The organism is Cupriavidus laharis (assembly GCF_914271435.1).
GTDB classification, from domain to species: Bacteria; Pseudomonadota; Gammaproteobacteria; order Burkholderiales; family Burkholderiaceae; genus Cupriavidus; species Cupriavidus laharis.
This window is the reverse complement of record NZ_CAJZAI010000027.1, coordinates 17654-41900: the sequence shown is the minus strand read 5'-3', so window position 1 is coordinate 41900 and position 24247 is coordinate 17654. Positions and strand designations below refer to the sequence as shown.

At 64.9% G+C, this 24247-nt stretch carries 20 protein-coding genes; 7 read left to right on the top strand and 13 right to left on the bottom strand.

From position 1 onward, the window contains the following. Positions 1–92 precede the first annotated feature (92 nt). From LDO29_RS27095 to otsB, 4 genes are read right to left on the bottom strand one after another with little or no spacing between them, the layout of a single operon-like run. Positions 93–443 (bottom strand): 4a-hydroxytetrahydrobiopterin dehydratase, encoded by a 351-nt coding sequence (locus LDO29_RS27095; protein WP_224082826.1) that lies wholly within the window; start codon positions 441–443, stop codon positions 93–95. Between the two features lie 33 nt (positions 444–476). After that, on the bottom strand, positions 477–1868 hold the full coding sequence (gene otsA / locus LDO29_RS27090; RefSeq protein ID WP_224082825.1) for an alpha,alpha-trehalose-phosphate synthase (UDP-forming): 1392 nt from the start codon (positions 1866–1868) through the stop codon (positions 477–479). A 39-nt stretch (positions 1869–1907) separates the two neighbouring features. Next, positions 1908–3746: a glycoside hydrolase family 15 protein gene (locus LDO29_RS27085; protein ID WP_396022724.1), complete on the bottom strand. Its 1839-nt coding sequence runs from the start codon at positions 3744–3746 to the stop codon at positions 1908–1910. A 48-nt stretch (positions 3747–3794) separates the two neighbouring features. Continuing rightward, positions 3795–4580, bottom strand: coding sequence for a trehalose-phosphatase (otsB, locus tag LDO29_RS27080; RefSeq protein ID WP_224082824.1), 786 nt, complete (start codon positions 4578–4580; stop codon positions 3795–3797). 274 nt (positions 4581–4854) lie between these two features. On the opposite strand from otsB, the gene ilvA reads away from it, so the two are divergent. Both ilvA and queF read left to right on the top strand, forming a co-directional pair. Further along, positions 4855–6414 (top strand): threonine ammonia-lyase, biosynthetic, encoded by a 1560-nt coding sequence (gene ilvA / locus LDO29_RS27075; RefSeq protein ID WP_224082823.1) that lies wholly within the window; start codon positions 4855–4857, stop codon positions 6412–6414. Then, positions 6411–7244 carry an NADPH-dependent 7-cyano-7-deazaguanine reductase QueF gene (queF, locus tag LDO29_RS27070; RefSeq protein ID WP_224082822.1) on the top strand — a complete coding sequence of 278 codons (834 nt, stop codon included), beginning with the start codon at positions 6411–6413 and terminating at the stop codon, positions 7242–7244. The genes ilvA and queF overlap by 4 nt, the downstream gene beginning before the upstream one ends. Positions 7245–7318: 74 nt before the next feature. Here the strand turns inward: queF and LDO29_RS27065 are convergent, their stop codons facing one another. Beyond that, entirely contained in the window at positions 7319–8695 is a 1377-nt protein-coding gene (locus tag LDO29_RS27065; RefSeq protein ID WP_224082821.1) for a carbohydrate porin, read from the bottom strand. A 217-nt stretch (positions 8696–8912) separates the two neighbouring features. Between LDO29_RS27065 and LDO29_RS27060 the strand changes: the two genes are divergently transcribed. The 5 genes from LDO29_RS27060 to LDO29_RS27040 are packed head-to-tail and all read left to right on the top strand — an operon-like array spanning position 8913 to position 14297. After that, positions 8913–9617: a TetR/AcrR family transcriptional regulator gene (locus LDO29_RS27060; RefSeq protein WP_224082820.1), complete on the top strand. Its 705-nt coding sequence runs from the start codon at positions 8913–8915 to the stop codon at positions 9615–9617. 28 nt (positions 9618–9645) lie between these two features. Continuing rightward, positions 9646–10647: an HlyD family secretion protein gene (locus LDO29_RS27055; RefSeq protein WP_396022723.1), complete on the top strand. Its 1002-nt coding sequence runs from the start codon at positions 9646–9648 to the stop codon at positions 10645–10647. Beyond that, on the top strand, positions 10644–11636 hold the full coding sequence (locus tag LDO29_RS27050) for an ABC transporter ATP-binding protein (RefSeq protein WP_224082819.1): 993 nt from the start codon (positions 10644–10646) through the stop codon (positions 11634–11636). Before LDO29_RS27055 ends, LDO29_RS27050 begins: the two co-directional genes overlap by 4 nt. Then, a complete protein-coding gene (locus LDO29_RS27045) occupies positions 11633–12781 on the top strand; it encodes an ABC transporter permease (protein WP_224082818.1) in 1149 nt (382 codons plus the stop codon). Before LDO29_RS27050 ends, LDO29_RS27045 begins: the two co-directional genes overlap by 4 nt. Positions 12782–12794: 13 nt before the next feature. Beyond that, positions 12795–14297, top strand: coding sequence for an efflux transporter outer membrane subunit (locus LDO29_RS27040; protein WP_224082817.1), 1503 nt, complete (start codon positions 12795–12797; stop codon positions 14295–14297). Positions 14298–14310: 13 nt separating this feature from the next. On the opposite strand, the gene LDO29_RS27035 is transcribed toward LDO29_RS27040, so the two are convergent. The 8 genes from LDO29_RS27035 to LDO29_RS27000 all read right to left on the bottom strand — a co-directional run bounded on the left by LDO29_RS27035 (position 14311) and on the right by LDO29_RS27000 (position 23974). After that, complete coding sequence (locus LDO29_RS27035) at positions 14311–15507, bottom strand: pyridoxal phosphate-dependent aminotransferase (RefSeq protein ID WP_224082816.1); 1197 nt, start codon at positions 15505–15507, stop codon at positions 14311–14313. A gap of 599 nt (positions 15508–16106) precedes the next feature. Further along, positions 16107–19253 (bottom strand): pilus assembly protein, encoded by a 3147-nt coding sequence (locus tag LDO29_RS27030; RefSeq protein WP_224082815.1) that lies wholly within the window; start codon positions 19251–19253, stop codon positions 16107–16109. Between the two features lie 51 nt (positions 19254–19304). Continuing rightward, positions 19305–19778 carry a pilus assembly PilX family protein gene (locus LDO29_RS27025; protein WP_224082814.1) on the bottom strand — a complete coding sequence of 158 codons (474 nt, stop codon included), beginning with the start codon at positions 19776–19778 and terminating at the stop codon, positions 19305–19307. 2 nt (positions 19779–19780) lie between these two features. Further along, the gene (locus LDO29_RS27020; protein WP_224082813.1) at positions 19781–20845 is read right to left on the bottom strand and encodes a PilW family protein; all 1065 of its coding nucleotides are present in this window, start codon (positions 20843–20845) and stop codon (positions 19781–19783) included. Beyond that, a complete protein-coding gene (pilV, locus tag LDO29_RS27015; RefSeq protein WP_224082812.1) occupies positions 20845–21432 on the bottom strand; it encodes a type IV pilus modification protein PilV in 588 nt (195 codons plus the stop codon). Before pilV ends, LDO29_RS27020 begins: the two co-directional genes overlap by 1 nt. Further along, positions 21432–21908 (bottom strand): GspH/FimT family pseudopilin, encoded by a 477-nt coding sequence (locus LDO29_RS27010; protein ID WP_224082811.1) that lies wholly within the window; start codon positions 21906–21908, stop codon positions 21432–21434. The genes pilV and LDO29_RS27010 overlap by 1 nt, the downstream gene beginning before the upstream one ends. A 6-nt stretch (positions 21909–21914) precedes the next feature. Further along, positions 21915–22364: a type IV pilin protein gene (locus tag LDO29_RS27005; RefSeq protein ID WP_224082810.1), complete on the bottom strand. Its 450-nt coding sequence runs from the start codon at positions 22362–22364 to the stop codon at positions 21915–21917. Positions 22365–22648: 284 nt separating this feature from the next. Then, complete coding sequence (locus LDO29_RS27000; protein ID WP_224082809.1) at positions 22649–23974, bottom strand: aspartate aminotransferase family protein; 1326 nt, start codon at positions 23972–23974, stop codon at positions 22649–22651. Positions 23975–24247: the final 273 nt, after the last annotated feature.

Here is a 24247-nt window from a genome sequence, read left to right as displayed (position 1 = left end):
GGTTAATTTTTGGGGGTGTCGTTGTGGGCGTTGGGGGTTTTTCCCCGGGAGCCCCCGCCAAAACAGCAGCGCCCGCCAAGCCCGCCAACCCTTCACCCCCCAACAACCCCCTCCGCCACTCCCGTCGTCTTGGCCGCCATAATGAAATCATTCCGATGCAACCCCTTGATCTTCTTCGTCCGCCACGACACCGTCGCATGCCCCCACCCGAAGCTGATCTCGGGATGATGCCCCTGCGCTTCAGCCAGCTGCCCCACGCCATTGACGAACGCCAGCGCCTGCGCAAAGTTGCGGAAAGTGAAGCTGCGTTCGAGCCGGCCGGCATCGTCGGCCAGGGTCCATCCAGGCGTCTCCGCCAATAGCGCTTCAGCCTCCGCCCGTTCCAGCGGTGGAATGCCACCACGGCAGGGCGTGCACGTCTGCGTTTCCAGTTTCTCGCTCATGGCAATCCTCCTTCGGCAGCCGCTGCCAGATCCTCAGCTGCCCTCGGTTTCCGACAAGGCCCGCAGGAACTCCCGGCTCCACCAGTGCACGTCCTGGCAGCGGATGCGTTCCAGCAGTTTCTGGTGGCGCGACTGCCGCTCCGCCAGCGGCATGTGCAGCGCTTGCTGGATAGCCTGCGCCGTGGCGTGCGTGTCGTAGGGGTTCACGAGCAGTGCTTCCTTGAGCTGCTCGGCCGCGCCGGCAAAGCGCGAGAGCACCAGCACGCCGGGATCTTCGGGATCCTGCGCGGCAATGAATTCCTTGGCCACCAGGTTCATGCCGTCGCGCAGCGGCGTCACGAGCGCCACACGGCTGGCGCGGCACAGGCCCGGCAGGCGCTTGCGCGCCGTGGTGCGATGGATATAGCGCACCGGCATCCAGTCCAGCTCGCCAAACTCGCCATTGATCGCGCCGCTCAGCCGCTCCATCTCGCTGCGCAGGTCCGCGTACGCATCCACCGATTCGCGCGACGGCGCCGCGATCTGCACCAGCGTCGCGCTCATGCGGTTTTCCGGGTACTCCGCCAGCAGCCGGTAGAAGGCCTTCAGCCGCTGCGGCAGGCCCTTGGAGTAATCGAGCCGGTCGATACCGAGCAACAGCCTGCGGCGCGCGTACTGTGCACACATCATTTCATAGGTTTCCCGCGCATCGTCGCCACGCCCGAGTTCCGCGAACTCGTCCACGTCGATGCCGATCGGGAACGCCTCGGCGCGCACGGTGCGGTGAAAGGCGCGGAAGCGGTGCTCGCCCATCGGCTCTGCGAACGCTTCGTTCTGCACGTAGCGCGAGAAGTGCTCCAGGTCGGTATGGCTCTGGAACCCGAGCAGGTCATAGGCGAACAGCGCGCGCATGAGCCAGTCGTGCTGGGGGATGGCCGCCAGGATCAGCGGCGGCGGCAGCGGGATATGCAGGAAGAAGCCGATACGCTGCCCGCAGCCGATGGCGCGCAGTTCGGCCGCCAGCGGGATCAGGTGGTAGTCGTGGATCCAGATGACGTCATCGGGCTTGAGCAGCGGCGCCAGCTTGCGCGCGAACAGCTGATTCACGCGGCGGTAGCCGTTCAGGTAGTTCGAATCGAAGTCGGCCAGGTCCAGCCGGTAGTGGAACGCAGGCCATAGCACGCCGTTGCTGTAGCCGAGGTAATAGGCGTCATGGTCTTCGCGGCACAGGTCCACGGTGGCCAGCGTGACATTGCCGGCCTGTTGCACATGCAGTTCGCCTTCGCCGGGCGTGCCGCCCTGATTCGTTTCCAGCGCCTTGCCGCTCCAGCCGAACCACATGCCGCCGGTCTGGCGCAGTGCCTCGGACAGCGCCACGGCCAGCCCGCCCGCGGCAACGTTGCGCGGATCGGCGACGCGGTTGGATACCGCTACTAGTCTTGGCATAGTTTGTCGATGGTGTTTGTCATGCTCGCCATGCTCCGTTCAGATCACGCTGTCCCACGGGGCTGACAGGCGCATGGCGCCATTGATCAGCCCGACCATCGAATAGGTCTGCGGGAAATTGCCCCACATCTCCCCGGTGACCGGATGGGTATCCTCGGAAAGCAGGCCCAGCGGATTGCGGGCCGCCAGCATGGCTTCGAAGATCTCCCGCGCTTCTTCGCGCCGGCCGATGCGCGCCAGCGCGTCGATGCGCCAGAAGGTGCAGATATTGAACGCGGTCTCGGGCTTGCCGAAGTCGTCGGGCGCTTCGTACCGGCGCATGTAGGGGCCGTCGCACAGGTTTTCCTCCAGCGCCTTGACGGTGGAGATAAAGCGCGGATCGCGCGGGTCGATGAAGTTCACCTCGGCCATCAGCAGCACGCTGGCATCGAGCTCGCGCCCGCCGAAGCTTTCGGCAAACGCCTGGCGCGATTCATTCCATGACTCGGCCAGGATGCAATCCTTCATGCGTCGCGCATGGCCCTGCCAGTATTCCGCGCGCGCCTGCAGCGCGAGCTTCTCCGCGATCTTGGCGAGGCGGTCGCACGCCGCCCAGCTCATCAGCGCCGACGAGGTATGCACGCGCGCACGCGTGCGCAGCTCCCACATGCCCGCGTCCGGCGTGCCGAACACCTTCACGGCCTGCTCGCCTACTTCTTCGAGGCGGCGGAATTCCGCCGGCCCGCCACGGTGCAGCAGCCGGTGGTCATGGAAGGCCTGCGCCGCGCCCAGGACGATATTGCCGTAGACGTCGTGCTGGAAGTGCTCCTGCGCCTGGTTGCCCACGCGCACAGGCCCCATGCCGCGGTAGCCCGGCAGGTGGTCGAGGATGCTTTCGGGCAGTTCGCGCTCCAGTCCGATGCCATACAGCGGCTGGATATGCCCGTCCTGCGACTGCATCACTACGTTGGCCAGCCAGCGCAGGTAGTCCTCCATCGTGCCGACTTCAGACAGGCTGTTGAGCGCACGCACCACGAAAAACGCGTCGCGCAGCCAGCAGAAACGGTAATCCCAGTTGCGCCCGCTGCCGGGGGCTTCGGGGATGCTGGTGGTCATGGCCGCGACGATCGCGCCGGTCTCCTCGTACAGCGACAGCTTGAGGGTGATGGCGGCGCGAATCACCGCGTCCTGCCATTCGCGCGGCACCGCGAGGCGGCGGCTCCACAGGCGCCAGTAGGAAGTCGTCTCCTGCTCGAAGTCGCGCGCGGTTTCCTCCACACCATGGGCCAGCGTCTCGTCCGGTCCCAGGATGAAGTTGTGGCTGCGCATGACCAGGAACGGCGTGTGCGACAGCACGTAGGCCAGCGGCGCGTCGGTGGTCATGCGCAGCGTCACGCCGTCGCCGATGTAGCGCACGTGGCTGCTGCCGCGCGTGATCTCGGGCGCCTTGCGGCCCCATTCGAAGCGCGGCGCCACGACCACGCGCACGCGCGGCGCGCCGCGCACCGGGCGGATGCGCCGTACCAGCATGATCGGACGGAAATAGCGGCCCAGCCTGAAGAAGCGCGGCGCAAAGTCGGTGATCTCCAGGCAGTTGCCGTGGGTATCGGTCAGGCGTGTGCGCAGCACGGCGGTGTTGGGCTCGTACCACTGGCTGGAAGCCTGGAAATCCTCGATCTCGATGGAGAAATGGCCGGCGTTCTCGCTCGGGTCGAGCAGTGCGTTGAAAACCGGCTCGCCGTCGAAGCGTGGCATGCAGGACCACACGATCCGGCCGCGGCTGTCGACCAGCGCCGAAAACGCGCAGTTGCCGATCATGCCGACCGACAGCGATGGTGGGGCATGGCGTGAGCCACCATCGGTAGTCTTGTGCACGCCTTCTGACGGCTGCCCGCCCAGTTCCGACGGGCTGCTGGTATTGGTTGCGGATGTCACAGCGAATCCCCCTCAAGATGTCGTTGTGGATGCAGACGAGGCATGCGGCGGTTCGCTACCGGCCGGTGCTCCGTCGAGCGCGCGCGCACTGCGGTGCAGCCAGCAGCGCAGCGCTGCCGGCCCGGTGACACTGACCGAAGCCATGGTGTCGCGCTGCCCGACCAGCACGCCGATGCCGCCGAGCTTGCGCACGACGGCAAAGCCTGCCTCGTCCGTCACATCGTCGCCGGCAAAGACCGGCTCGCGCCCCGCGAACGGCGGCATGTTCATGAAGGCCGTGATGGCGTCGCCTTTGTTGATGCCCGCGGGCTTGACCTCCACGACCATCTTGCCGGGCAGGCCTTCCAGGCCGACAGCATGGCGCAGCACATCGGCGACGGCGGCCCGCACCAGGCCTTCGAGTTCGGGGGCCTCACGATAGTGAATGGCGACCGCCACGGACTTGCGCTCCAGGCGCAGCCCAGGGTGCCGGCGCACCAGCGCTTCCAGGTGCGGAATCAGCGGCTCCAGCCCCGGTGCGGACTTCATGGCCATCTGCGCCCCGCCGGTGCGCATTTCCGCGCCGTGCACGCCAGCGGCCGGCAAGCGCAGCGGCTGCAGGAAGTCGTCGAGTTCGATAATCGGCCGGCCCGACACGATGGCGAGCGCGCCTTCCAGGCGCTCGTAAAGCCGGTGCAGCGTTCCGACCAGTTCGGGCTCCACCTGCACCAGCTCGGGGCGGGGGGCGAGATCGGCCAGCGTGCCGTCAAAGTCGAGGAAAAGGGCGGTATTGGGTTCGATGAGCGGTAACTGGGGCATCGCGTAAAACCCTAGCATGTGATTCTGACGGGCGTCCACCGGGCTCCGTCCTACAAGGGATGAGGCGTCACATCCGGTTTGTCCAGCCCGCCTCGCAGTGCTCGCGGCGCCACCCCTGGCGTGCTGCCCGGGCGCGGCCATGGGCATGTGCGGCGTTCCGATCCTTTATCATTGGCGGTTTCCGCCAAAATTTCCGGCCTTTTTTCGCCCCCTATTTTCGCCCTTCCCCGCGCCGTTCCGTGGCGCCGCCAGGGCCCTTCGCCAACCCGCAGACATGAACCGCAAGCCCGCCTCCTCCAAACCCGACTATCTCAGGAAGATCCTGACCGCCAAGGTCTATGACGTGGCGCAGGAGACCGAGCTGACCTTCGCGCACAACCTGTCGGCGCGCACGGGCAACTCGGTGTGGTTCAAGCGCGAGGATACGCAGCCCGTGTTCTCGTTCAAGCTGCGCGGCGCGTACAACAAGATGGCGTCGCTCACGCAAGAGGAACTCAAGCGTGGCGTGATCGCGGCCTCGGCCGGCAACCACGCGCAGGGCGTGGCCCTGTCTGCCGCGCGCCTGCAGTGCCGCGCGATCATCGCCATGCCGGTCACCACGCCGCAGGTGAAGATCGACGCCGTGCGCGAGCGCGGCGGCAAGTGGGTGGAAATCGTGCTGCACGGCGATTCGTACAGCGACGCCTATGACCACGCCGTGGTGCTGGAGAAGAAGCACAAGCTGACCTTCATCCACCCGTTCGACGATCCCGACGTCATTGCCGGCCAGGGCACCATTGCCATGGAGATCCTGCGCCAGCATCCGGGCCCGATCCACGCGATCTTCGTCGCCATCGGCGGCGGCGGGTTGATTTCCGGGATCGCCTCGTACATCAAGGCCGTGCGCCCCGAGGTCAAGGTGATCGGCGTGCAGACCGTCGATTCGGATGCAATGAAGCGCTCGGTGGAAGCCGGCAAGCGCGTCGAACTCAAGGACGTTGGCCTGTTCTCCGACGGCACGGCCGTCAAGCTGGTCGGCAAGGAGACCTTCCGCATCACGCGCGAGCTGGTCGACGAGATCGTGCTGGTGGACACCGACGCGATCTGCGCGGGCCTGAAGGATGTGTTCCAGGACACGCGCAGCATTCTGGAGCCGGCCGGCGCGCTGGCCGTGGCCGGCCTCAAGCTGTACGCCGAGCGCGAGAAGCTCAAAGGCCAGCACCTGGTTGCGATCGCATGCGGCGCCAACATGAACTTCGACCGCCTGCGCTTCGTCGCCGAGCGCGCCGAAGTGGGCGAGGCGCGCGAAGGCGTGTTCGCCGTCACCATCCCCGAAGAGCGCGGCAGCTTCAAGCGCTTCTGCGAACTAGTGGGCACGCGCAGCGTGACCGAGTTCAACTACCGCATCGCCGACAGGAAGATCGCGCACATCTTCGTCGGCGTGCAGATCGCCAGCCGCGCCGAGAACGACAAGATCGCCGCGGGCTTCCGCCGCCACGGCTTCGACACGCTGGACCTGTCCAACGACGAACTGGCCAAGCAGCACATCCGCTACATGGTGGGCGGCATCTCGCCGCTGGCGCACGACGAACTGCTCTATCGCTTCGAATTCCCCGAGCGGCCGGGTGCGCTGATGAAGTTCCTGTCCAGCATGAGCCCGAACTGGAACATCAGCCTGTTCCACTACCGCAACCAGGGGGGCGACACCTCGAACATCCTGGTAGGCATCCAGGTGCCGAAGAACGAAAAGCGCGCGTTCCGCGCCTTCCTTTCGACGCTGGGTTACGTACACTGGGACGAGACCGAGAACCCGGTCTACAAGCTGTTCCTTTCCGACCGCGGAAATCAAGCATGAGCCTTCCTGAACACTCGCCACTGGGAAAGCCCTCGGCCTACAAGGCCGAATACGATCCGACGCTGCTGTTCCCGATCCCGCGCCAGCCCAAGCGCACCGAGATCGGCCTGCCCGAAGGCAAGGCCGTGCCGTTCTTCGGCGTGGACATCTGGAATGCGTACGAGGTGTCGTGGCTGAACATGAAAGGCAAGCCGCAAGTGGCGCTGGCCACCTTCATCATCCCGGCCGGCACGCCCAATATCGTCGAGTCCAAGTCGTTCAAGCTGTACCTGAACTCGTTCAACCAGAGCAAGATTGCCTCGCCTGAAGCGTTGCAGCAGTTGCTGCACCATGACCTGTCGGAAGCCACGGGCGGGACCGTGCAGGTGCGACTGGTGACCGAAGCGGACCTTGGCAAGCAGAAGATGGGGGAGTTGGATGGCCTGCTGCTCGATCGCCTCGACATCGAAGTCGACCGCTACGAGCCAGCCCCTGAACTGCTGCATGCGGACCAGGACGAGTCACCAGTCGAAGAAACGCTGGTGTCGCACCTGCTGAAGTCCAACTGCCTGGTGACTGGCCAGCCGGACTGGGGCAGTGTGCAGATCCGCTATGTCGGCGCACCGATCAACCAGGAAGGGCTGCTGAAGTATCTGATTTCATTCCGCAATCACAATGAGTTTCATGAGCAGTGTGTGGAGCGGATTTTTATGGATGTGATGCGGCAATGTAAGCCGGTAAAGCTTGCTGTCTATGCTCGCTACACGCGGCGGGGGGGATTGGATATCAATCCGTTCCGGACTAATTTCAATACGCCTTGGCCGGATAATTTTCGGAATGCTCGGCAGTGATTGGTTTGGGTATTTGATGGGTGTTTGTGCTTGGCTGGCGCGGCTGCCAAGAACGCCCCCCCAAAAACCCCCACTCAAAACTCAGCATGAACCCGCACCCCATAAAACTTAGCCGGCCCCCGATCAGCGTTATACCCCGGATTCCTGACATACTGAAAATCCGGACTAATACTCAAATACCTGAACGGCTGAAAGCTGTAATAAATCTCAAACACCTGCTCAGGCGCATAGTTGAGCGCCCCATCCCCAAGGAACGCCCCCAACCCGCCAGCGGCAAGATAAGCCCGATGGTTCGACCCAAGCATATTCACAGCAAACGCCACCCCCACCGCATCACGTGCCCGGCCCCATGAATTGCCATTAAGCACGCCGCCGAACGACACCTGCCGCCCGATCTCGGTAAAGGCATAGGTCTCGGTCTTGTCATCCGACAGGCTGGCGCGGAAGAACACGCCCAGCGAATCATTCACCTGCTGCAGCATCGTCAGCCCCACGCCGACCTTGGCGTGCTCCTGCCGCACGTCCGCCAGGTCCGGCGTAACGTTGTTGGCCTGCCCGAACTGGATCGCGTCGTTGAACGCCCCCATGCGCGCCTTGTTGCGGAAGAACAGCAGGCGCGCCGTGCCGGGCCGCCCGTACACCGAGTAACGCTTTTCGAGTTCCAGCACATCGCCGTAGTGCTCGAACATCCGCGTGTCGAGTTCGAGCCCGTTCGATTCGAGCGGCTGCAGGAAGCGGCCGATGCGCGCGGACCAATCGTCGCCGATGTACTCCAGGGCCACGCCCCAGGTGTAGCCGCGCGAATCCGCCGCGTAGTCGAACGCGCCGTGGGTCAGGAACGACCAGTTCATGAACTGCGTGCGCGGGTCGGAACCGTAGTCGTTCACGTCGAACACGTCGAGCACGCCGAAGTTGCCGGCGGTCAGCACCACGCGGCGCTTGTCCACCGTGCGTGCGAACTGGTTGAAGTCGTCGTCCAGCGTCTCGGTCTCTCCGCCAAGCCCCCAGGTCTGCCGGATGAAGGCGCGCGCACGGTAGAAGACGGGGTTGGTGCTCGCGCCCTTCGCGAGTTCGCCGTTGGACAGGCCAGCCATGCCGTGCAGCTGCGAGAACGGCACGCCCTGCGCGACTTCGGGGTTGAAGTGGAATTCCGCGCCCTGCCACAGCCGCAGGCCCAGGTCGAGCGTGCTCGTGAACGAGTAGCTCTTGGCGCGATCGGTGGTCAGGCTGTTCGGCCCCGAGTAGGCAGCGTTGAAGGCAGGCTTGCGCTGCCAGATATAGGTGGCCTGGCCGTGGAAGGCGAACGGGCTCTCGGTTGCCGCCACTTCCGTGCCGGGCTCAGTCGCCACGTCCTGCGCCAGCGCCGGCGCGCACGCCCCCAGCGACAGCATGGCGGCGAGGCAACGGGCAAGGATCTGGCGCGGCTTCGCAGCCGGGAATCGGAAACGCATGAGCGGGAAGTTCTGCTGGATCCGGCCGGGACGCCGGACTATGGGCGGGTCGAAGCATAGCCAAGGCAATATGACATGTCTACCGCATTTGCTGCGCCGCAGCATTTTCCCATGGGATATCGATGTGATTCTGCATCAACGTTGTAACAAGCCTTGAATTAATTAACTTAAAAATTAATATCAACCTGCTTCCTCGACAGAATTGCGATGCCAGCCGATGCCGCCCGATCGTCCAGCCTCACGCAAGACCGCCAAGCCTCGCGCCGAACGCCGCGGCCCCGGCCGTCCCGCCGCCGGGAATCCGGGCCAGCGCGATCAGCTGCTGGATGCCGCTACCGAGCTGTTCGGGCGCCATGGCGTGGCCGGCACGCCGATCCGCGCGATTGCCGCGCATGCCGGTGTGACACCAGCGCTGGTGCACTACTACTTCCGTGACCGCGACCAACTGCTCGACGCCATCGTCGAAGAGCGCCTGCAGCAGCTGGTCGATGCGATCTTTGCGCCGTCGGCAGCGCCCGAAGACCCGGTAGCCATGCTGGTCGGCATTGCCGGCCGGCTGATCCGTGTGGCCGCTGCCACGCCCTGGTTTCCCGGACTGTGGATCCGCGAGGTGGCCGGTGCCGACGGCCTGCTGCGCGAACGCGTGCTGAACCGCTTCGCACTGCAGCGCGCAGGCGCCCTGGGCGCGCCTCTGGCCGCAGCGATCGCCGGCGGCAAGCTCAATCCCGGCCTGGAGCCGACATTGGTGATGCCATCCCTGATCGGGCTGACGCTGCTGCCGCTGGCTACGACGCATATCTGGCAGCGCCTGCCCGGCGCCGAGCACGTCGATACCGACACCCTGGTCCGCCACGTCAGCACGCTGCTGACGCAGGGCCTGGCGCCCACTGTCCAGGCGCCATCCAGCGATGCCACTGAATGACCGCACCCACGCCATGCCCGGAGCTGCCATGCAAGCCCCCCGATTCCTGCCCGATGTCCTCGCCGCCGCCATCGCACGACGCATGTGGCCCACGCTGGCCCTGCTGCTTCCGCTGGCAACCCTGACGGCATGCGGTCAGGACAAGTCCGTCACGTGGCAGGGGTATGTCGAAGGTGAATTCGTCAGCGTGGCCTCGCCGTTCGCGGGCCGGCTGGACAGCCTGGCGGTGCAGCGCGGCCAGCAGGTGGGCAAGGGCACGGCGCTGTTCGTGCTGGAGTCCGACGACGAACGCGCGGCGCGCCAGCAGGCGGCCGAGCAGCTGCGCGCCGCCGAGGCGCAGCTCGCCGACATGAAGACCGGCAAGCGTCCGGTCGAGGTCGATGTCAGCCGCGCCCAGCTCGCGCAGGCCCAGGCCACTGCGCAACGCAGCGCCGCGCAGTTCAGGCGCGACCAGCAGCAGTACGACATCGGCGGCATCTCGCAGGCGCAGTTGGAAGAGTCACGCGCCACCGCCGCCAGCGACGCGGCACGCGTGCGCGAACTGCAGCGCGATATCGACGTTGCGCGCCTGCCCGGCCGCGATGCCCAGCAGGCCGCACAAGCCGCGCAGGTCGAGGCCGCGCGCGCGGCGCTGGCGCAGGCGGAATGGAAGCTCTCGCGCAAGGCGGTATCGGCCACGCAGGCCGGGCTCGTGTATGACACACCCTATCGCCTCGGCGAATGGGTTCCCGCCGGCAGCCCGGTGGTGCGCATGCTGCCGCCCGGCAACGTCAAGGTGCGCTTCTACGTGCCGGAGACCGTGGTCGGGGCGCTGCGCAACGGCCAATCGGTGCAGGTGCGTTGCGACGGTTGCTCCGCGCAGGTGGCGGCCACCATCAGCTATGTGTCGAACGAAGCCGAATACACCCCGCCGGTAATCTACAGCAACGAGACGCGCCGCAAGCTGGTGTTCCTGATCGAAGCGCGCCCCGCCGAGGCCGACGCGCCCAAGCTGCGGCCTGGCCAGCCCGTGGAGGTGCTCCAGCCATGAGCCGCACGTCCACCGCGAACGGAACCAACGGCGGCCTTGCCATCGATGTGCGCGGCCTCAACAAGCACTACGGCGACAAGCATGTGGTCAACGACCTCACCATGCAGGTCGCGCGCGGCGAGATCTTCGGCTTCCTGGGCCCGAACGGCAGCGGCAAGACCACGTCGATCCGCATGATGTGCGGCCTGCTGACGCCCGATTCCGGCCAGGGCACCTGCCTGGGCTTCGACATCCTGCGCGAGTCCGACGAGATCAAGCGCCGCGTCGGCTACATGACGCAGAAATTCTCGTACTGGGACGACCTGTCGATCCGCGAGAACCTGGACTTCGTCGCGCGCGTCTACGGCATGCCCAACCGGCGCGAGGCGGTCGACCGCGCGCTGGAAGACCTGGGGCTGGCCACGCGCTCCGGCCAATTGGCCGGCGCCCTCTCCGGCGGCTGGAAGCAACGCCTGGCGCTGGCAGCCTGCCTGCTGCACGAGCCTGAACTGCTGCTGCTCGACGAACCCACCGCCGGCGTCGACCCAAAGGCCCGCCGAGATTTCTGGGAGCAGCTTCACCTGCTGGCCGCGCGCGGCATCTCGGTGCTGGTCAGCACGCATTACATGGACGAGGCCGAGCGCTGCCACAAGCTCGCCTACATCGCCTATGGCAAGCTGCTGGCGCAAGGCACCGCCGATGAAGTGGTAGCCAGCCAGAACCTGAGTACCTGGAACGTGGAAGGCGATGACCTCGCCGCGCTGTCCGAACAGCTGCACGGCGCCCCGGGCGTGGAGCAGACCGTGGTGTTCGGCACCGCGCTGCACGTGACCGGCCGGGACGGCGCGCTGCTTGGCGAAACGCTGCGGCGCCTGGCCGGCCCCGGCCGGCGTGTCGAGCCAACCCAGACCAGCCTGGAAGACGTCTTCATCCACATGATGAGCCGCGCCGAAGACAACATGGGCGCAGGCGCCGGTGCGGGCCGCAGGACGCGCAAGGAACAGCCATGAAACGCAACGGACGATTCGGCTTCTCCCTTGAGCGCTGGTGGAGCATCGTGCTCAAGGAGTTCCTGCAATTGCGGCGCGACCGCGTCACGTTCGGCATGATCGTCGGGTTGCCGATCATGCAGCTGCTGCTGTTCGGTTTTGCCATCAACACCGACCCGCGCCACCTGCCGACCGCCGTGATCGCCGCCGACCAGAGCGAGTTCACGCGATCGTTCATCGCCAGCATGGAGAACTCCACCTACTTCAGGATGGTGGGCACGCTGCCGGACGAACATGCCGGGCGCGAGGCGCTGATGAAGGGCACTGTGCAGTTCGTGGTCAGCATTCCGCCCGACTTCACGCGCAAGCTGCTGCGCGGCGAACGGCCCGCGCTGCTCGTCGAAGCCGATGCCACCGACCCGTCCGCCACCGGCGCCGCGATTGCCGCGCTCGCGCAGTTGCCGTTCAGCGTGGCGCGCACCGACCTGAAAGGGTCGCTCGCGCCGCTGGCCGGCGGCAAGGCGCCCTTCGACGTGCAGGTGCAGCGGCTCTACAACCCCGAAGGCATCACGCAGTACAACATCATTCCGGGGCTGATGGGCGTGATCCTGACCATGACGATGGTCATGATGACGGGCCTGGCCATGACGCGCGAACGCGAGCGCGGCACCATGGAGAACCTGCTCGCCACGCCCGTGAAGCCGATCGAGGTGATGACCGGCAAGATCGTCCCGTACATCTTCATCGGCCTGATCCAGTCCACCATCGTGCTGATCGCCGCGCGCTGGGTGTTCCAGGTGCCGTTCTTCGGCTCCGTGCTGGTGTTGTACATGGCGGCGCTGCTGTTCATCGCGGCCAACCTGACGGTCGGCATCACGCTGTCGTCGCTGGCGCAGAACCAGTTGCAGGCCATGCAGCTCACCTTCTTCTACTTCCTGCCCAATATCCTGCTGTCCGGCTTCATGTTCCCGTTCGCGGGCATGCCGGGCTGGGCGCAGGCGATCGGCAACATCCTGCCGATGACGTACTTCCACCGCATCATCCGGGGCATCCTGCTCAAGGGCAACGGCTGGACGGAGCTGTGGCCCAATGTCTGGCCGATGGCGCTGTTCATCGTGGTGGTGATGGCGATCGCGGTGCGCTTCTACCGCCGCACGCTGGACTGAGGGAGCCCACGCCATGCGTCCATGTCTTCCGCTTTTTGGCTGCCTGCTGCTCACCGCGTGCGCGGTCGGTCCCGATTTCCGCGCACCGGCGTCGCCTGCCGACCCCGGCTATGTGGCCGGCCCGCAACCGCAGGCCACGGTCGCCGCCGACATGCCCGGCGGCCTCCCGCACGGCCAGTCACAGGCATTCGCGAGCGGCGCCGATGTGCCCGCGCAGTGGTGGGCACTGTTCCGCAGCCCCGCGCTCGATGCGACCATCCGCGCCGCGCTCGATGACAGCCCGACCCTCGCGCAGGCGCAGGCGAAGCTGCGCGAGGCGCAGGAGAACCTGGCCGCGCGCACTGGCGCCACGCGCTGGCCGACAGTGGACGCGAACCTCAATACGACACGCCAGCAGGTCAACTTCCAGTCGCTCGGCATCACGGCGATTCCGAGCCCCGGACCTTTCACGTTGTATGGCGCGACGGTACAGGTCTCGTACGTACTGGACCTGTTCGGCGGACAGCGGCGCGAGCTGGAAGGGCTGCTGGCGGCAGTGGACTACCAGCGTTACGAGTTCGAGGCAGCGCGCCTGGCGCTCGCCGCCAATGTCGCCACGGCAGCGATCCGCGAAGCGGGGCTGCGCGCGCAGCTGGCCGAAACCGTGGCGATTGCCGACGCGCAGCAGCGCGAGGTGGGCATTGCCGAGGACCGGTTGCGCACCGGTGGTGTCGCTCGCGTCGACGTGCAGCGCCAGCGTTCCGAACTGGCGCAGACGCAAGCCCTGATCCCCGGGCTCGCGCAGCAGATCGAGGCCACGCGCCACCAGCTTGCGGTCTACACGGGCCAGACGCCCGCTGCGGCGCAGTTGCCGGAGTTCAGGCTCGAAGATCTGCAGTTGCCGGATACCCTGCCGGTCAGTCTGCCATCCACGCTGGCGCGCCGCCGTCCGGACATCCGCGCGGCCGAAGCGCTGCTGCACCAGGCCTCGGCCAATATCGGCGTGGCCACGGCCAATCTCTATCCGCAGATCACGCTCAGCGCGAGCGGCGGCTGGCAGTCCACCACCGCGCGCAATTTGTTCGACAGCTTCAATGTCTGGAGCCTGGCCGCCGGCCTGGTGCAGCCCGTGTTTCACGGTGGCGAACTGCTCGCGCGCAAGCGCGCGGCCGAGGCCGCCTATGAACAGTCGCTGGCGGCCTACCGCCAGGCTGTGCTGCAGGGCTTGCAGAACGTCGCCGACGCGCTGCGCGCGCTCGAAGCCGACGCGGCCACGCTGCGCGCGCGCGCCGACAATGCGCGGCAAGCCCGCGCCACGCTGGCCATCGTCTCGGAGCAGTACCGGCTGGGCGGCGTCAGCCAACTGACGCTGCTCGATGCGGAGCGCCAGTCGCGCCAGGCATCGCTGGACCTGGCACAGGCAAGCGCGAACCGGCTGGCCGATTCGGCCGCGCTGCTGCAGGCGCTGGGGGGCGGCTGGTGGGAGGAAGAAGCGCAGGCCAGCGCCGCCAGTGCGGCGGCCCCGGCCGTGCAATGACGGATTGCCTGGCTCAGCGCCCGAGGAACCGGCGCAGGCGCCGCACGCCTTCGTCGAGACGAGCGGGATCGCACGCATAGCACCAGCGCACAAATCCCTCTCCTTCATCGCCGAATGCGCTGCCCGGCGCAAGCCCCAGCCCCGCTTCGCGCACGAGTTGCTTGCACAAGGCCAGGCTGTCCGTGGTGCCGGATAGACGGAAGAACACGTACATGGCGCCATCGGGCGCATGCGCGTCCACGCCCGGCAATCCGGACAGCGCACCCACCAGGTGGTCGCGCGCGGTGCGCAGCCGCTGCACCAGGTCACGCGTGAACGGCTCGCCCTCGCGCACCGCCGCCACGCCCGCCTCCTGCACGAACGACGGCGCGCACGAGGTGTTGTATTCGATCAGCTTGCCAAGATCGTCCGTCATCGATGACGGCAGCACCATCCAGCCGAGCCGCCAACCCGTCATCAGCCAGGCCTTGGAGAACGAGTTGATGCAGATGACGCGCTCCTCGCGCTCGGCAATGTCGAGGAACGACGGCGCGGTGCGGCTGTCGCCGCCGCCGGGCTCGTCGCCGTAGTAGAGGCGCTCGTAGACTTCATCGGCAATGATCCAGATGCCATGCCGGCGGCAATGGTCAAGCACGGTACGCTGCGCCGCGCGCGACATCGCCCAGCCGGTCGGGTTGTTGGGCGAATTGACCATCAGCGCACGCGTGCCCGGCGTCAGCGCGGCCAGCAGCTTGTCGACATCGAGGGTCCAGCCGTGCGGGCCATAGTCGAGCGAGACTGTCTCGACCGAGGCGCCGAGGATCTTCGGGATCTCCACCAGGTTGGGCCACAGCGGCGTGACGGCGACCACGCGGTCGCCGGGGCCGGCGATCAGCTGGGCCGCCAGCATCAGGCCATTGACGCCCGCGCTCGTGACCGCGACATTCTCGATGCGCGTGGTGCCATGCAGCGCGCCGACGTAGTCGGCAAGCGCGCTGCGCAGCGGTGCGATGCCGAGATTGTGCGTATAGAACGTGGCGCCGCCCGCCAGCGCGCGCGCCGCTGCGTCACGGACGAAGTCCGGGGTGATTTGGTCGGATTCGCCGAACCAGAACGGCAGCACGTCGGGCAGGCCGATGCCGGCGTTGGCAACTTCGCGGATGCGTGAGGCGCGCAGGTGGCGGACGGTGTCGCGGGCTTGCGGGACTGCCGGGTCGGGACTGTAGTGCATGGGACTCCTCGGCTTGGCGGTGAATGGCAAGGGTACCGGAAAGCGGGGCTCCTTGCCGTTGGCGCCTACCTGCGGGGATAGTCAAGCCTGTCACGGGCGCCGCCGTCATCGTCCCGCATAGCGCTTCCAGGCCGGAGTTTCAGGCCAAAGCTGCTTCCAGCCTGGCCGTCATTGCCGGGACGCAGGGAATACTGGTTCGAGGTCGAGCGCTCCGGCCTTGCCGCTCGCGGAGCGGAAGCAGGACTGCGAACCTGACCCGAAGCGCCACTGGCAGGTGCCTCGGCAGCCGAGGCAACCTGCCATGACAGCAGCAGGAAAATGAGAAGTCGAAGGATCACGTGAGAATTCCGTCATCGCTCCTTGCCGCAGGCGGTGCGATGGGAAGAAGACCAGGCTGCAAAAGGTCATTGTGGCAGCGGCGCCTGCGTGTCGCCAGTGGGGTTGCAGGTGTGCCGAAGCAGTGGCTCGGAAAAACGAGTGGCTATAACCGCTCGTTTGTCGTGCTCGATTGAACAGCCAGGTCAGTCGGAGATGACAGGGCAACCTGACGATATCCGGTGGCCAGTCAGTGAGGGCATGCCGAGCATGCCCTTGGCTTGTCATCCGTCGATTCCCTTGCGCCAATAGATGCGGTAGCGGCGACCCAACTGCGGCCCGGCCGGGGTGAGAACCTGCGTGCCGCTGATGGCGGCATCGTATGTCGCGTCACCAATCTTCACGGCTACGGGAACCGGTGTGGGCGGGAACCCGCCCCCTGCACGAACCTGGTACCGGTCCGTGGTGGTCAGACCGCCGGTCTTGTTGACATCCTGGATGGCAGCGCCGTTCAGGTAATTCAGCTGGTAGAGGCGTGCTTCGCCAAGGTCGCCGGTGCAGGAGTTTGGCGCTGCGGCCTTCGGCGTGTTGGTGCCGAATATGACCGTTCCCGACAGCGTGGCAGACCCGCTTACCACCTTCTCGCCCGTGCCCAGGACGATATACCACCCGCTGGCAGCAGTCAGCGCGGCGCCAGCTGCCTTGACCTCATCTGCCGTGCCGACCTGGATCAGGTTGGCGGTGGCGTCATAGAGCTGTCCAGCCGTACCGGTACTGGAGCCAAGTGGCCCCTCCGTAATCGTGGTCGACGGCACCGCGTTGAGCGCATGGTCGTCCTTGATCATGTAGTAACGGTTCTGAATACTGGTATCGAAGGGATGTTCCCGATCGCCGGACCCGATCAGCAGAGTATCGGACGAGGGATTTGTCGTCGACGGCGGTACCACGTCGGGGGCATAAAAGAACTTTCGTGCGTCGGCACCTGTGCCGCCCAATGTCGCCAGCAAAGACACGGTCCAGTTCGAAGGCGTCGCGTTGCTGATATTGACGCGCCAGATGTTCGCACCGGTATCGGCGGCGTAGATGCGGTCAATGTAGCCGTCCCGGTCCGAATCGATGATCGCCATGTTGGCAGGAATGGCATAGGACATGCCGGGCACGTTCAGGCCGTCCTCACCGGTAGTGGCAGCGACGCCCGCCTGCCAGACAGGTATGCCGGTCACAGCATTCAGTACCATGACGCCACGCCCCATGGTTGCCGTCTTCTGTACCACGGGGTCATTCGCGTCCGGATCATAGCCGAGGCCGAAGATCAGCACGGGATCAGTCGAGGCGCGAATCTTTGCAACGCGCAGATCAGACCAGGTTTGGCCCAACTCGCCAAAACCGGTATCGGCATTGCTGCGCTTCCAGAGGAACTTGGGGGTTGCCGGATCACTGACGTCCAGCGCGTAGATGAAGCGGCCACCACGCCGCATCGTGAGGAAGAGGTACGCCTTGTCGCCGCGCGTCGCATCGATCTTGCCGTCAGTGCTGGTCGAAGAGGTATAGACCGTGGCAGAGCCATCGACGAAATAGGGCTTCGGATTCGCGGAAGAAATCGTGGGCGAATGGTCATACATCCGACCAAACTTCGGGAAGTGCTCCGACGGGATGAAGCTCCACAGTTCATTGCCGCCTGCGGGGCCGCCCTTCACGGCATGGAGCATGCCATCATTCGACCCGTAGAACACCACCACGTCGTCGGACGTCCGGGCATAGTTTATGACCGCAGGCCGGGAATGGAGAACGTCGCCATGGGCAAAGCCGCGGATGTTGTATTTCGTTGGTGCCGAAGGATTGGCAACGTTGGGGTCATCGACCTTGACATTACCACCGCGAATCCAATTGATGACAGAATCCTTGCTGGTACCCGTGGACAGGCCAAGCTTGGATGCATCGATCGATGCATTGGCTGTATTGAAGAGGCTACCGGAAAGCGCGGAGTCCTTGCTGCATGTTCCAGTGCAGGTATAAACGGCACGGCTCGACTGGTCCGTCGGAAAGGTGGTACGAAGGCTCTGCCCAGCCCCGCCCTTTTCAACAAGGTCGCCGTCCGGCGCGTCGGAGCTGCCGCCTGATCCCTGCGACAGAGGATAGTTTGTGATATCCCAAAAGCTGGACGGCACCGTCCAGATGCTTGTCACGTCCGGATTGACGAAGCCAGTGTTCGGATTCTCCGCCACGGCACCGTTGGCATCTGCCAGGAAGACTGTCGGCGGGCTGGTCGATTTGTCGGCGTTCAGCTGGTACTGCTTGAGATTGCCCACCCAGTTCGGCTTGGCGTCGCTATCGGGGCGGAACATGCCCAGGTAGACCTGATTCAGGTAAGTGCCACGCACGCTGACGGACACAGGAAGCGAAACCGAAGCAAAGACCGAGTTGTACGCAAGGACCCGGTTCAGGATCTTCTGCAATGCCAGGTTCAGCGCGTCGTCGCTACCGGCCTGAAAATAGTCGCCGCCGCCCTGAAATGCCATATTCTTCATCATCGTGGTGAAGTCGGCATTCTGCTGGTCATGCCAGGCGTCAATGGTGTAGGTGATGATCGAGCCATTCGCCGCTGCAGTGCTGCCTGGGCCCAGATCGGGACGCAACCTGAGGAAACGCGTCCATGCTGACTGAACGTCAGGCACCGACGAATACTTGTACTTGGTAAGCGTCGTCGCGGCAGGGTCTGTCGCAGCAGGCACGGGCGGAAGCTGGCCCTGGCGGTTGTTGCCGATGAAGACGATATATGTCTTGCCGCAGCCGCCGCCGAGCGGGCTGTTGTAGCCAGAACCGTTGGCAGAGCCCTTATATGCGAAGCCGGCGGTCAAGCCGCCTCCGCTTGGGGACGATGTCGTGAGATTGTCCTGGCTCGTGCCATTGTTGCCGGCATAGTCGGCCATCGGATCCATCCCGGCCCAGCTCGTGGGGGAACCTGTCAGATATAGCCAGGACTCGTACAACGAGTTGGCATAGTCGCCCGATGACTGCGAGATTTCTTCGTCCGGCGCATTGACGTTGATGCCAGTTAAGATCTTCTGCAGTGCCAGGTTATTGGTGGAGGACGACATGTCGCGCACACCAAACCGCACATACCCGCCGTCGCGGCTGTTGCCATGGGCTGTCAGCATCATGACCCCGACATTGACGGGCTGCTTCAGGTTCGCGACAAAGTTGGCGATCGCCTTCAGTTCAGCCTCACCTTGCGTAGCAGACCCCACCCAGTGTTGCGATGCCTTGGACCAGTTTGCCGTGTTGTCCAGGATAAACAGGATGTTGGGCGCCGACGTAGCGGAACCCGAAGGCTGCACCGTGAAGATGTCCGTGTCGTCCGGGTGCCCGACGATTGGTATGAAAGCTAACAGGACCAGCGCAACGGTCCGACAGAGTTTGAGAATGGACATATTTAGCCCCCGGCGATCCCGAAAATTTGGTCCTTAAGTGCCCATGCCGTCTTATGTGCACGTGGCGGTCGAATCCATCCTCACCTTTACGCCTTGATGGATGGTGACGGTGACGCCGCTGCCACGCTTGTCCGTCGCAATGGCTGTCACATCCCAGTAAGTGTCCTGAGGTGCTGACTGGGAGAAGTCATAGCTGTAGCCATCCGACGCCACCATCTGCAGACAAGCCGGGGCGGCTGTCTGCACCGCGTAATCCGCTACGCCGTCGTTGTCGATGTCGATGTCGAAGTTCTGCGCGGCAGGGGTGTAGAAATTCGCCGCAGAGCTGATGACCTTTTCGATCGCCTGCTGCGCCGCTGCGCTGGCTTCCGCCCTGGCCTGCTGGTTCCCGACGATGCGCAAGCTGGAATTGCTCATACGGACAGCAGACACCACCAGCAAGGTCAGCACGATCAGCATCACAAGGCCAACCACCAGGCTGATACCCCGGTATTGGTTGCCGCGCCTCAGTAACTTGCGCCTCATGTTTACTCCCTCCGGCTACTCGGGTTGATGACACGTACGGTGCCGGTATAGACGTGGCGCTTGTAGGAATCCGAGAATGGGCCAACCGATCCGGCACTGCCCATGCTGTAGGTCTTCGTGTCGGAATAGCCGGCGGAAGCATCCGCGTTGCGAGCCAGCAGACTGATCTGCAAGGCCATCACGTTAGGCCAGTCCGCAAGTGCCGGGGCCGTAATGAACGGCACCGCCGGCGTGCCGGCACCGATCGCATCGACGCCATAGTCCAACTGCATATTCTGGATACCGTCCACGAGCGGCGTGATCACGAAAGCAGGAGCACCGCCAGAGGCTGTAAGCTCAAGGCGCTTCAACGTAGGCACCGGCTTGCCGCCGTCAGCGGCAGACGTGCAGACGATAGCGCCCGCTGCGTAGCGATTGCAGGGGCTGATGAAATAGATCGACTGCACGTAACGCCACAATGGCGCTGGCGTCGTAGCGTCCTTCTGTACGAGCGTGTAGGTGGATGGTGTGGCCGGGGTCGGGTCGGGACCGATGCCGATCTTCTTGTCTGCCGGCGTCGTCTGCACATAGATCTGGCCCGCCACCCCGGTGGCCGGCGAGGCCAGTGCATCGCCGGTTTCAAGGCGCCTGGTGACGAGGATGTCCGTTCCAGGCACATGATTGGCGTCGGGCAGGCAATCGGACAGGGGCGCCGGCACGGAAGTCGGCGCGTCATACCCCTGAAGCGGAAGCGCCAGCGCGTCGCCAACGCTGGCCGTGGCAACCGAGCACGGATTCGGCAATACCCCGGATGCAGTCATCGTGCCACCGAAGCGGCCGTAATAGCCCGCATGCTCGATGTCGTCCTGCAACAGCGTGAAGGCATAGCGTCCGCTCTCAATTTGCCGGCTCGATTTATCCAGTTCGGCGCGCGCACTGCTTTGCTGACTGATCAGTGCCGTAATGCCCGCCATCAGGAATAGCCCGATAGCGATGGCAACCATCAGCTCCACCAACGACATGCCGGTCTGGCGGCGACGCAGGGACGAGAGCGGGCGCAAGGTGGCAGGAGTCGTCACGGCAGCCATCAGTTGAGGTTGGCAATCTGCAGCGTGGCGCTCACCACCCGCCGCTGCGTTTCATCTCCATACAGCCCTTTGCCGCACGGTAGCCCCGCGACAGGCGCTGCAGTCTTGTTCTTACCCTGCCAGGCGACGCTCACTACGTAGGTACTGGATACAGCGTTGAAGCTGATGCACCCGCGCGCGCCGGTCATGGCGCCGACATTGCTGGTGCCGCTGGCCTCGGCTGCGCCGGCAAGCAGGTTGTTCCAGGCAGCCAGGTCGTTGTTGGCAAGGGTGTAGGCCTGGATCGTGCCCAGCGAACATGCGGGCAGCGTACCCGCGCCAGTACCCAGATACGGCGCACCGTTTGCCGTGTCCGTGGTAACGGCATAGCAGCCGGCTGCCGAACGGTTGGCATTGATGCGCTCGACCATGTCTTGCAACAGGATGAGCGCCTGGGCACGCTGGTAAGACTCGAACTCGGCCCGCTGGCTCGCCAGCATCAGCGTCACCAGTCCGAGCAGACCAATCAGCAGGACGATCAGCGTAACCAACGCCTCAATCAGCCCGAATCCGCCGTCGGATTTCCGTATCGGTGTTAAGCGGCGCATCAGCAGCTCCCTGCCAGGTTGCTTGGCAGGCCGCTCAGGTCAACGCTCACGCAACGTGGAATCGCAGAGCTACCGGATGCAGAAATGCCGAAAGGTGTTGGCACTGCGGCCAGTCGACCATTGCTGTTGTAGACCAGTCCCCCGACTGGCCCCGTCAGGGTCAAGCCGGTAAAGGCTTCGTGGCTGCTCAGCACGGCAGCCCCGACTGTCACGGTCCAACCGTTCTGCCAGCCGCCGGTGGCCGGCGCGATAGTGACCCCGGTGTTTCGCTTGACCGCCTCACTGCGTGCATAGACAAGGCTGGATGCCAGATCGGAAGCCGCTGTACGTATCCGCTGGCCCAGTATGAAGTCGCCGAAGTAAGGCGTACCGATGGACAGCAGAATGGCTGCGATGAACACCGTGGTGATCAGTTCGATCAGCGTGAAGCCGGTGCTTCGCCTGCACGCTGATGAAAGGCTCTTGAATCGGGTCATGGCCGCTCACCAGCAACTGGTCAGGGGCCCTGGCCCGCTGATGCCCTTGGTGCCGGTCTGGTCCACCGTCAGGTTCAGGCACTTCGTGTCATTCGCGAGCTGGCTGCCCGTAGGCGTGGCCGTGACGGTATACGTGGGCGGTGTCGCAGCGTTGTTCGCAGTTAGTGTGACGGCGTAGTTGCGAGAAACCTCTGACGGAACCGTGACGCCAAGCGTCGCCAGCGTCGTCGCGTACTGGCGCGCGTCCAGGCTGTATTGCTCCTGCAGGTTGGCAACGCCAAGTATGAAACTCTGCGCAGCGGAGCGGTTGCTGCGGATGACGTACTGCGTGTAGGAGGGATAGGCGATGGTGGCCAGAATCGCGATGATCGCCACCGTGATCATCAGCTCGATCAGCGTAAACCCGAGCGCCGGCCTGACGCGGCGCGAACGCGCGTGCGCGCACCGGCATGTCATGCCGGCGGAAGACCCGTTTACCCCAATGACCCGAAACGACAGCTTGACAAGCCTGACCCTGCTGTCGTGTCGCACTGCAGGGCTTCTATGTCCCATGCTCGCGCTCCGATGCTTATTATGTGCCGGATGACCTATTTCCGGCGGCTATGGCGCGAAGTGTAAGGCACGCTTTTACATGGGTCAAAGAAATTGCTATGCCAGCGCCGCGGCGTTGCGGCTACAAGACAAACCGCTCATGTAGCCCCATCGTCACAATCGACTGGTTTCCACAGACGGTGGCGCAGCTAGGCCGGCAGGACAGCACTGACGGCGCCGGCAAAACGCTCGACGATATTGTCGATGTCCCGCGCCGTGCAGATGAACGGCGGTGCGAACAGCACGTGGTCGCCGCGCACGCCGTCCACGGTGCCGCCCATCGGGTAGACCAGCAGGCCGTTCTGCATGGCGGCGGCCTTCAGCTTCGCGTGGGTCTTCAGCTTGGGATCCAGCGTAGCCTTGCTGTCGCGGTCGGCGACGAATTCGACGCCAACAAACAGGCCGCGGCCGCGGATGTCGCCAAGATTCGGATGGTTGCCCAGCGTTTCACGCAGGCGCGCCCGCAATTGCTCGCCGCGCTCGCGGACATTGGCCAGCAGGTTGTCTTCGGCAATGGTGCGCTGGACAGCCAGCGCGGCGGCGCACGCGGTAGCGTGGCCGATATAGGTGTGGCCGTGCTGGAAAAAGCCGCTGCCGGCCACGATGGTGTCGTAGATCCTGCGCGTGGAGATCATCGCGCCGATCGGCTGGTAGCCGCCGCCCAGACCCTTGGCAATGGTAACGATGTCGGGCACCACGCCGTCCTCTTCGCAGGCGAACAGGTGGCCGGTGCGGCCCATGCCGGACATGACCTCGTCCAGGATCAGCAGCACGCCGTACTTGTCGCACACAGCCCGGATGCGCTTCAGGTAGTCCGCCACCGGCGGCACCGCGCCGGCGGTGGCGCCGACCACGGTTTCCGCCACGAACGCCGCTACGTTCTCAGGGCCGAGTTCCAGGATCTTGGCCTCCAGCTCGTCGGCCAGCCGTTGCGCGTATTGCTCGTCGGTCTCGCCGGCCGCCTGGTCGCGGTAGGCATAGCACGGCGACACATGGTGCGCAGGCACCAGCAGCGGCAGGAACGGCTCGCGGCGCCAGGCGTTGCCGCCGATGGCCAGCGCGCCGAGCGTGTTGCCGTGATAGCTCTGGCGCCGCGCGATGAAATGGCGGCGGCTGCCCTGCCCCAGTTCGACAAAGTACTGGCGCGCGAGCTTGAGCGCGGCCTCGACTGCTTCGGAGCCGCCCGAGACGAAGTAGACGTGCTCAAGGTCGCCTGGCGCGGCCTGCGCCAGCGTCTGCGCGAGTGTCTCGGACACCTCGGTCGTGAAGAACGAGGTATGCGCGTAGGCGATGGTGTCGAGCTGCGCCTTGATCACCGCGATCACGCGCGGGTGGCCGTGACCCAGCGATGACACCGCCGCGCCGCCGGAGGCGTCGAGGTAGCGCCGGCCTTCGCTGTCGACCAGTTCGACGCCGCTGCCGGCGACTGCCACAGGCAATGCCTGGCGCGGATTGCGATGAAAGACGTGAGTCATGGCGATCGGTCCTGCAATATGAAGAGGAATCGGGCAACCCGCCGCGGACTTACAGGTTCTGGTCCGGATGGACGATATACAGCCAGTTGGCAGCGCGGTTATCGGAAGTATAAGGAGAAGGCGATCCAAATTGCAACATATGTTGCATTGATGCCGAACCAAGAACCGAATGAGTCAATTGCGCAGGCACCTCGGCAGGACGGCTGTTGCCAGCCCGGGCGCACGGCGAATCACACGACTGGGTGATGCTGCGCCGCGCCGCCTGTGCAACAA